This is a genomic window from Pseudomonadota bacterium, assembly GCA_011049115.1.
GTDB lineage: Bacteria > Desulfobacterota > Anaeroferrophillalia > Anaeroferrophillales > Tharpellaceae > DSCM01.
Genome location: DSCM01000122.1, coordinates 1 through 9,976 on the forward strand (window position 1 = coordinate 1; position 9,976 = coordinate 9,976).

Consider the following 9,976-nt stretch of genomic DNA (forward strand, 5'->3'; position numbering starts at 1 on the left):
ATAAAGCAACATCCCCTGATAGGCCTCGGGAGAGCCCAAACCGTAAATACAGGAAACGCTGGCGACAATGATCACGTCATCGCGTTCCAGCAGTGAAACCGTGGCCGCGTGACGCAACTTGTCAATACGATCATTGATCGAGGAATCCTTTTCAATAAAGGTGTCGGTGGCCGGAAGATAGGCCTCGGGTTGGTAATAATCGTAATAGCTGACAAAATATTCAACCCGGTTATGTGGAAAAAAATCCTTGAACTCCTGATAGAGCTGCGCCGCCAGGGTTTTGTTCGGAGCCATGACCAGGGTCGGCAGCTGCACCGCCGCGATCACCTGGGCCAGGGTAAAGGTCTTGCCGGAACCGGTCACGCCGAGCAGGACCTGCTTGCGCAAACCGGCCGCAATGCCGGCGCTCAACTTCGCGATCGCCTGGGGCTGGTCTCCCTGAGGAGTAAACGGCGCAACGATGGTAAATGGCATCAGTCCCTGATTAACGATTCTCTCCGGCTGACTTTTCGCGACCGGCTCCGGCCCAGTCCTTAGGGCAACCACGAGAGCAGCGCCTGACAGAACCCTTATCTACGGGCGGATAAAGCCCGCTGGGGTTGCGGGGATGGTTCCCGCATCAGTTGTATTCCCGGGTTTTTTTGAAAATTATTTTGGGAAAAAGCTCGATGGTCCGGTTCAAACGCCACTCGCTCGAGGCCAACAAAGCCAGCTGTTCCTCGCTGTCCAGGGCCAGCTGATTCTCATTCTTCTTTCTGAAGTTTTCGAGTTCCTTGCGATCAGGACAAACCACCCAGCGGGCCGCCGCATAATCGGTCGTTTCGTAGACGGCGTCAACCCCGTATTCAGCCTTGAGCCGGGCAATCGTCACCTCGAACTGAAGCACGCCGACCGCCCCGAGAATATAATCACTGCCGAGCAGCGGTCGGAAAACCTGCACCGCACCTTCCTCGGCCAACTGTAGCAGCCCTTTGCTGAGCTGCTTGGCTTTCAAGGGATTTTTGAGAATCACCCGGCGAAAATGCTCCGGCGCGAAGCTTGGAATTCCGGTAAACTTAAGCTCTTCCTTGGTGGTGAAGGTATCGCCGATCTTGATCGTGCCATGATTATGAATACCGATGATATCGCCGGGCCAGGCTTCCTCGACATGATTGCGGTCCTGGGCCATGAAAATCGTGGCGTTGGCCACCGTCACCTCCTTGCCCAGACGATGATGACGCACCTTCATACCGCGTTCAAACTTTCCCGAACAAATACGAAAAAAAGCGATGCGATCCCGATGCGCGGGATCCATGTTGGCCTGGATTTTAAAAGCAAAACCGGAAAAGGCCTCCTCCTCGGGACGCACCATTCGGGTCAGCGTCGGCCGGGGACCGGGCGGCGGGGCCAGTTCCACAAAAGCGTCCAGCATTTCTCTGACCCCGAAATTATTTATGGCGCTGCCGAAAAACACCGGCGTCTGAGAGGCCTTGAGGTAATCCTCGTGCGAGAAAGGATTGGCCGCGCCTTCCATCAGTTCAACGTCCTCGCGCAGTTTTTGCGCCTGCATGCCCAGAAGTTTATCAAGCAAGGGGTCCTGCAAATTTTCCACGACGATCCCCGGCTGCCGATGGCTCTCCTGGCCGGGCGTAAACAAACGCAGTTGCCGCCGGTAGAGATCATAGACCCCTTTAAACAGCCGACCCATACCGATCGGCCAGGAAAGCGGCGCGCATTCGACCTGCAGTTTATCCTCGATATCATGCAGAATTTCAAGCGGTTCCAGACCGTCGCGATCCATTTTGTTGATAAAGGTAATAATCGGGGTATTGCGCAGGCGGCAGACCTCCATCAGTTTTTCCGTCTGCGGCTCCACTCCCTTGGCGCTGTCGATGACCATCAGAGCGCTGTCGACGGCGGTCAGAACCCGATAAGTATCCTCGGAAAAATCCTGATGACCAGGTGTATCCAGTAAATTGATCTCTAAATCACGATAGTTGAATTTCATCACCGACGAAGTCACCGAGATGCCGCGTTCCTGCTCGATCGCCATCCAGTCACTGGTCGCATGCCTGGAAGTTTTACGGGACTTGACCGCCCCGGCCATCTGAATGGCGCCGCCGAAAAGCAACAGTTTCTCGGTTAAAGTGGTTTTGCCGGCGTCGGGATGACTGATAATGCCGAAGGTCCGCCTTTTTAAAATTTCTTTCTCTAAAAGGGTGCTCAAGATTCCATTCGCTCTCGCTCCCGGCCCGCAGGTCCGGAAACGTATAAGTTTTTAACTTCACCGCTTGCAGAAGAAGCGGTGAAAAGATCAGCAAAAACGGGCCGTGCTCTAGCCAACAAAGTAGTTTTTGTCAACTATTTTGGCGACCGGTTCAAAATATGATTGACAAATCCGAAAAAATAACGGTATCGGTTCCGATTATGCCAAGCTTTTGAATGTTGCCCACCATAACCGATGACGACAGGATGTGACATGCAGGTAGCAGGAAACAGACTACGTAAAGATCTTCTGGTTTATCGCGGCCTCCTCTTCGATTACCGTAACGGTTATACTTACGGCCCCTGTTTCACCTTGAAGATGGAAGCCATAGAATGGGTCGAAAAGGAAGTCCAACGGGGAGATTACCCACACGACTGCCAGAAGATGGTAATGTGGAATACTTGTGCCCGCGAAGGCGAAGCCCCGAGGCTTGAGGGCGCCAAATGCGACACGATCATATAAAAATAAACCTGATAAATTCCACCGAATAACCCCTCAGAATTTCTTCTTAACATAGGCCGTCAGTTCAGCTTCGAAGTCTTGCCCCCAGTCGTTATCATAAACCATGCGCGCCGCGATTTCAACCGCCACCATGGCGGCCCGATATTTTAGGGGCAGACGGCGATTCAGCCGGGAAGCGAAACGGGACTGCTGCAAAAAGCGGGGCAGATGGGCGCGCAGGACCCGTCTCAGATCAGGTTTTGCCAGACGTTCCGGACGCGCCTGAAAATAATCATACAGACGTCTGTAGTGATGATTGATCTCGGCACTTACCGCCGCCGCGATCTGCGTACAGGATTCGCCCCCCTTTCCCTCGCGGTAGCGCCGCAGAATCAGTCGCGCCTCGTCGGCGGCCCTTTTCTCCAGAAGGACCAAAACATCCCCGACGTACTCTTCCTTATGCCGGATAAACTCCCGCTCCGAAAGCAGCAGATTGGCGATAATCTCGTAAGAAGATGAAATCACGCCGCATTTATTGGCCGCGGCGTCCCGCATGATGACAATGCCCCGTTCCTGCAGTTTTTCCCGCGCCGCCGGGGTAAAGAAAGAATTGGCCCCCTCGACGATAGCCCGGCAGCTCGGAGTCCCATCCTCGGCAAAAAAACCCTCCCAGTTATGGCTATCAACCGTCTCGGGCCGGCCGCCGGCAGGAATAAAGAGCTCCGCCGGCACCGTAAAGATCGCGCGGTCAAATTCGCGATGAAATTCATCCGCCGTGACCCAGTCCTCACGCACTCCGCCAGGAGTGCGAAAAAGTTTTTTATGTAGTTCGGCCAGGCCTTCCCGCCGCCGCTCCCGCCGCAGCAGCAAGAAACCTCCGGGATTAAGCCGATCCGCCGGAAAAGCATCGATATTTTCTTTCAGAACCAGTTTCCGCAAACTTTCCCGATCGAGTCCTTCGGGATCAAAAAGCACCCCGGACCCGGCCACGAGCAAGACGATCCTGACCTTTGGACAACGCTCCAGCAGCAGACGCATGGCGTTACCGGCCACATCGCCGTTGGGACCGCCGGTCAACTTGACCCTGAACGTTTCGCGGCGCATGTCGATCCCGAGTTCCGCCAGGGTGATTTCGGCAAACGTTACGACCCCGAGTGAAGTCACGCCGTACTTCTTATGATTAATCCCGTCATGTTTGCTTGAGATGACCCCGCGCCCCAAAAGATAGCCGCGCTTTTGCGACTGAGCGGCGATCAGCTCAATCATCGAATCATGCAGGTTTTCATCGGGGCCCAGCTCAATGGCCTCGTCATCGCCGTAATAATCAACCACTTGGGGATTGAGCGCGCGACCGTCGGCGCCGGTGACATAGAGATCGAAAAAAGCGTTGATGAAACCATACTGCAACTTGTAGAGACTCTGGAGCCGGGCGCTGTCATCCTTGAGATCACTGGCGTCATGAACCACCACCAGCTTGGATCCTCCCTCATAGATATCCTTGTTCTTGAGATGTTGCGTATGGGCCAGAACATAGACCTCGCGCAACAGCGTGGCGGCCGTGGCCAGAAAGTCATCCAGCGTCGTACAGGTGATCGTGCGCCAGCCGCCCCGGGCGATATCGGAAAAACCGACATGATAGCCGGCCCCGTAACGACCGTAAAAATAGGTAATCCGAAAAGGCCGATCGCCAGCCGGCAAATCGGCCGTGGCCTCGGCCTTAAGCTCCAGCAGGTAAACCGGATTCAGACGAAAAGCCAGCGCCTGTTTCTCGGAAACAAAAAAATTACATTTCAGGGTATGGCGAATCATCAGTAAAGCGGTAGTAAAGATCGTGCGCCGCAGTTCATCGAAATGGCGATGCCCGGTCTGATAGTCGGCGATCAACCTTTCGACTTCCTGCAGGCGCGGACCGGCAAAGGCGCGTTCGGTTACGACCGGGGCAAAGCGGGCCCGGAAAAAAGCGACCAGGGCCAAAGCGATTTTCGGACTGCCGTGAAAAGCGCGCCGGACTTCATCCAGATCGTAAAGATCGGGCTGATTATGAGCCAGGTTGGTATGACAGAAAGTGATCATGGCGTTGATCAGAAGCAGATCCTCACTGTCGGCCAGATTGCCGAGCACGTACTGACGATAGAGGCTGTCCTGGTTACTCAGAATCTGGGTATTATAAAGTTCCCGGCGCAACCTCTGATAAAATTCATCATCCATGCGACTGCACCTGGCCAGATAAAACGTACCCAGAAAATGCGGGTTGACCCCGGTCTCGATTTCCAGACAGTAGGCGCGGCTGACGCGGCCATCCAGACGATGAAAAACCTCCAGCACCTGTCGCAAAAAATCCCGGCCGGGAGGATTGCCGACCGAAAACAGGATTCTGACCTCGGGGTGGTCACAGGCGTCAACCCCCTCCTCCACGGCAAAGTACAGGCCATCATACCGACAACCTTGACGATAAAGCCAGAGCAGACGGGCGATTCTCTCCGGCGGCGAGACCCGCAGATAATCATAATTATTGACCGCCAGCAGTTCCAGCGTTTTCCGCAGCCGAGCGAAATCAAACTCCGGATAAAGTCTGTGCATGGCCGCGCCGACCTCTCGGCAAAGCCCCCGCGGCAGCTCGACGCCGGCGGCGGCCCGCACCTCACGACTGCTGATCTGACGAAATTCGTAGCGCTGAACCTCAAGCACGGCCTCACTTCCGGGCAGCCTGCCGTAAGAATGGGTGATCTCGGCATAAATCGGTTTTTCCTGAAGCTCGGCCAGAGTCTTGTAGATTGATCCGGCTGCGCTGAGGCCGGCCCGGATCAGAAGATCGGAGCGGTCGGCAAGCAGCAAATGACGGTTCAGACCCAAGGTATCGAGACCGGCGACAAGCAGATCGACAACCTCGGGATGATCTTTCATGGTCCGGAAAAAATCAGGATTCATATTGGCCTGAAGCCAGGTCAGGTTGGCCTTATGCCGCCGCAGACGCTGTGTAAGCCGCCGCTGCAGACCTTGTACTAGACGATTTCTACGGGAGGATGATATTGCCATAAATTTTATCTCACCTTTCTACAATCAACGGTTCAGGAACCTTCAGGGTTATCCAATACCTGCCTGATGCCGACGGCAAGTTCTTGTAAACTCAAGGGTTTTTTAAAGACCTTCCGGATGACGCCGCCCGCCAGCGCCTCCTTTTTCGACAGCACCGAACTGTAACCGGTACATAAAATAACCGGCAGCGCAGGACGAATTTTCGCGACCTCCCGGGCCAGCTCCTCACCGGTCAGAAACGGCATGCTCTGATCTGTGATCAACAAAGCGAAGGTTTCCGCATCAGCTTTGATCATGGCCAGCGCTTCCCGGGCCTCGGTCGTCGCGACCACGAGATAACCCAGGCGTTTTAAAATCGTTTTCTCCAGGTTGACGATGGTTTCTTCATCGTCAACCAGCAGAATCTTTTCCGTGCCCTGTGGTAAAGCGCTACTCCTGGACACCGTGGACGGGGTCTCGACCGCAGCCGAAGTCTCTCTGTAAACCGGCAGATAAACCTCAAAACTGGTTCCTTGGCCGAGTTCACTCGAAACCTCGATAAAACCACCATAACTTTCGACAATCCCATGCACCACCGCCAGCCCCAGCCCCGTCCCCTGCCCCTGCGCCTTGGTAGTGAAATAAGGCTCGAAAATCCTCTCCCGCGTCGCCGAATCCATACCGCAACCATTGTCGGTAACCGACAGAACCACAAAAGGACCCGCAAACTCACCGGCGGCGACCGCTCGCTCGCGCCCCTCCAGCTCCCGGCGCTGCAAGGTAACCCGCAGAATCCCCTTCTGTTTGTCCAGGGCCTGAAAGGCATTGGTGCAGAGGTTTGTCACAATCTGATAGAGCTGGGTCGGGTCGGCTTTCACCTGCCCGCAGTCTGAATCAATCTCGGTTTCGATGCTTACCGTTGCCGGCAGCATCGAACTCAGCATTGTCAGGGCGTCCTTGACAACCAGATGAGGCTCGAGCACCAGCAAGCTGGTTTTCTCCTTACGACTGAAGGTCAGAATCTGGCCCACCAGCATCGAGGCGCGATTTCCCGAGGCGATTACCTGGGTGATTTTTTTATACGCCTCGCCGTCCTCCGGCAGACCAAGCAAGGCCAGTTCCGAATAACCGATAATCGAAGTCAGGATATTGTTGAAGTCATGGGCGATGCCGCCGGCCAGGGTACCGATGGCTTCCATTTTCTGGGCTTGCCGCAGTTGATCCTCAAGACTGTTCTTCAGCTCATTCATTTGGTGCAGCTCGGAGACATCGTTAACCGCGCTCAGCACCTTGGCGAGCCCGTTCCGAGCGCGGTTGATCACCACCTTCTTAATCAGAACATGCAGAATTTTACCGTCGCTATCCTGATTGCGACCACTGCCATCGTACCAGTCAAGACCACTGGTAAAAGCCGCGAGCTGATCGGCGAAATGCAGACAATCATCGGGCACCAGGATTGTGCCAAGAACCTGTCGCGGCGCCGGCGAATCCTCGAGCCGATAAAGTTCAAGCGCCGCCTTGTTCATTTCCGTGGTTTCAACCAGCGCCGCCAGCTCCACCAGGAGCTTCTGGTTTTGTTTGAAATACGCCCTCAGGTCGTCGACGCCGCCCGCCCTGATTTCCTCAACCCTGAGCGCCGCCGCCGAAAAGTCCTGCAGAAAAAGCGGCACCGGGGAATCATTGAACAGACTGCGGTGATATTCCTCGCTTTCCTGCAGGGCCTGTTGCGAGCGTTTCAGTTTGGTCACATCCCTTTTAACGGCGATGAAGTTTATCAACCGCCGCTCCTGGTCATAGATCGGCGAGATGGTCGCGTCCTCATAGTAGATCTCGCCGTTTTTATGGCGATTGACCAGCTCACCCTGCCAGGTTTCCCCCCGCAGCAGGGTTTGCCACAGCTTTTCATAGAAGGCCCGGTCATGCTCACCGCTTTGCAGAAAGCGCGGATTCCGGCCGAGGGCTTCCTCGCGCCGATACCCGGTAATCTTTTCAAAAGCCGGATTGACATATTGTATGTCGCCTCCGGCGTCAGTGATAACAATGGTTTCACCGGTCTGCTCAACCGCTCTTTCCAGACAGTAACGAGCCTGCTCGGCCCTGACCCGGCTGCTGACATCGCGAAAGGACTCAACCATGCCGATAAATTCGCCGTTACAGGGCAAGGGCGCCATGGCAATCTCAAAACTTCTCAACTCGCCGTTGGAATCGCGCATGGTTTTGTTGTTCTTCGTCTCGGGCAACATGTTTTTCTCTTGCCGCAGCGGGCATTGAAAGCCATCCCGGCTCTCGCAGGGGTGATTCAGACCATACAAAAGCTCATAGCACTTCAAGGTTTCAGCCTCGGTAAAACCGCGACCGCCGACCGCAAGTTCACGGGCCGAGTGATCGGCAAACAGAACATCATAATCAGCGGAAATCACCACCGGATCCGGATTGGCGTCGATGACATTCTGGAGAAAGTCCTTGGACTGCTGCAGGGCCCGGCGGGCCCGTCTATCGTTTTTCAGCTTCTGGGCATAGGTGTAAAACAGAAAAACCCCGGCCAGAAAAAACGCCAGCCAGTAAGCGGCCAACACGGCTTGCAGGGTAATCCGACCGAAATTCTCATAGGGAGCCACCTTTAGATCCCGCAGGCATTCATGCACCTTCTGATAATTCTGCGGAATGGTCCAACTATAGGAACCGACATGCTCCTCCCCTGTATTTATTTCCTTCTGCGTCAGAAGCACCGCCAAAACCTTTTCCGCCAGAAGATCACGGGTATGAGCCAGCTTGGCCAGAACCCCATTGCTGATTGTTTTCTGAGCCTGAACCGACGGAGACCAACCGCAACCGATGCTCAGAAACAGGAAAAGCACCACCTTTGTCAGCCAGGCCTGCTTTATCTCACAATACCTCATGGCATCCCCACACCTGCTTCTCATTAATTTCACAAAGGAAAAAACGACGGCCTTTTACCGGCATAAAGCAAGGAAAAAATCGATCACCGCTTGCAGGGCCGGAATCTTTATTTCCGGTCTTTCCATCAGAATTTCATGGCGGGAACCGGGAAACGCCAACAAACGGCAGTTTCCCGCCCGCCGACAAAAGCGGCGCTGGGCCCGGTTGTCAACCACCCGTTCATCCCCGGCCTGAAGCAACAGGATGGGGAGCTCCAGGCGGGCTGCTTCGACCTCGATCCTTCTGATCGCCCGCAGGGATTCCCTGACCCAGGCATTGGTTGGTGAACCGAGTTGGAGCAAGGGCTGCTCCGCCAGCAGCCGCTGATAAGCCGTATAGCTTTCACGATCGGAATTAAGCGGATTATTTTCCGTAAAAGGCTCCGGGATAAAAGGCCCGCCGCCGATGATATAATTTTGCTCACAACCGCAGAAATCAAGCAGAGCCAATAGGGTCGGCACCAGAAAAGCCGGCCATGGGGCCGTGGAAAAACCCAGCATCGGAGCCGCCAGGACCAGGCCCGCGAACTCCCGCGGATAGGTCAGGGCATACTGCAGAGCGATGGTCCCGCCCAGAGAATGAGCCAACCCGAGAATTTTCCCCGACGAGCGGGGCCGAACGATATGGTCGCAAAAACAGCGCAGATCGGCCACATAATCGGCAAAGTCGTCGACATGACCCTTCTGCGGCTCGGGTAAAAGCCGGCCGGAAAAACCCTGCCCCCGATGATCGTAGGTATAAACGGAAAAACCGGCGCGGTTAAGCTCGCCGATAACCGAAAGGTATTTGATCAGGCTCTCGTTACGGCCGTTGACCAGCAGGACCACCCCCAGCGCCCGATCAATTACCGCGCCGGCATAAACAATGCGAATCCCCTGACGACCGGCAAAACTGCCGACCTCAAGCTCCGGCGCCAGGGTCTTGACTTCAGCGATAATCTTCGCGTCGACCTCTCGGTTCAGGGTCGCAGCCGGCTCCGCCGGGAAAACCGCCAGGGGAAAAAAAATAAGCGCCGCCGCGAACAATCTCATTCGCATATCCCCTCCGGTATCAAGAATACCGCAACTATTCAGCGCGCCTGCTTCTCTTGAGAACAAGAACCCCGCTCTCCTCCGGAAACAAGGTCATGTTCCCAGAAGAGCCTAAAATTCCGCGATTATTTCAGACATCCAGACCCTAGAGTGAACAGTCTTTAAGGATACTGAGCTATTCAAACCCATTTGTCAACCCTAAAATAACCCCGCCGGCCCGGTCTGCCGGACCTGCATCCGACCCTTTACAGACGACACCAGGGCCCCGCCTTCAAACTGATCTTTGCCAGTGACTTTTGCAAAG

At 55.0% G+C, this 9,976-nt stretch carries 6 protein-coding genes; 1 reads left to right on the forward strand and 5 read right to left on the reverse strand.

Features of this window, described 5'->3' with window-relative positions; all coding sequences use genetic code 11:
- Both ENN66_10690 and ENN66_10695 read right to left on the reverse strand, forming a co-directional pair.
- On the reverse strand, positions 1-474 hold a 474-nt coding region (locus ENN66_10690; protein ID HDS17047.1), incomplete at its 3' end, for an excinuclease ABC subunit B.
- A 145-nt stretch (positions 475-619) separates the two neighbouring features.
- On the reverse strand, positions 620-2,206 hold the full coding sequence (locus ENN66_10695; GenBank protein HDS17048.1) for a peptide chain release factor 3: 1,587 nt from the start codon (positions 2,204-2,206) through the stop codon (positions 620-622).
- Positions 2,207-2,458: 252 nt separating this feature from the next.
- On the opposite strand from ENN66_10695, the gene ENN66_10700 reads away from it, so the two are divergent.
- Entirely contained in the window at positions 2,459-2,707 is a 249-nt protein-coding gene (locus tag ENN66_10700) for a hypothetical protein (GenBank protein HDS17049.1), read from the forward strand.
- Between the two features lie 33 nt (positions 2,708-2,740).
- Here ENN66_10700 and ENN66_10705 read toward each other — a convergent pair whose 3' ends face one another.
- The 3 genes from ENN66_10705 to ENN66_10715 are packed head-to-tail and all read right to left on the reverse strand — an operon-like array spanning position 2,741 to position 9,678.
- Entirely contained in the window at positions 2,741-5,722 is a 2,982-nt protein-coding gene (locus ENN66_10705) for an amino acid dehydrogenase (GenBank protein ID HDS17050.1), read from the reverse strand.
- Between the two features lie 32 nt (positions 5,723-5,754).
- Entirely contained in the window at positions 5,755-8,625 is a 2,871-nt protein-coding gene (locus ENN66_10710; protein HDS17051.1) for a PAS domain S-box protein, read from the reverse strand.
- A gap of 30 nt (positions 8,626-8,655) precedes the next feature.
- A complete protein-coding gene (locus ENN66_10715) occupies positions 8,656-9,678 on the reverse strand; it encodes an alpha/beta fold hydrolase (protein ID HDS17052.1) in 1,023 nt (340 codons plus the stop codon).
- Between the last annotated feature and the right edge of the window lie 298 nt (positions 9,679-9,976).

Coding starts and splice junctions, on each gene's coding strand:
- ENN66_10700 (HDS17049.1), top strand. CDS start 2,459: ATGCAGGTAGCAGGAAACAGACTACGTAAAGATCTTCTGGTTTATCGC.
- ENN66_10705 (HDS17050.1), bottom strand. CDS start 5,722: ATGGCAATATCATCCTCCCGTAGAAATCGTCTAGTACAAGGTCTGCAG.
- ENN66_10710 (HDS17051.1), bottom strand. CDS start 8,625: ATGAGAAGCAGGTGTGGGGATGCCATGAGGTATTGTGAGATAAAGCAG.
- ENN66_10715 (HDS17052.1), bottom strand. CDS start 9,678: ATGCGAATGAGATTGTTCGCGGCGGCGCTTATTTTTTTTCCCCTGGCG.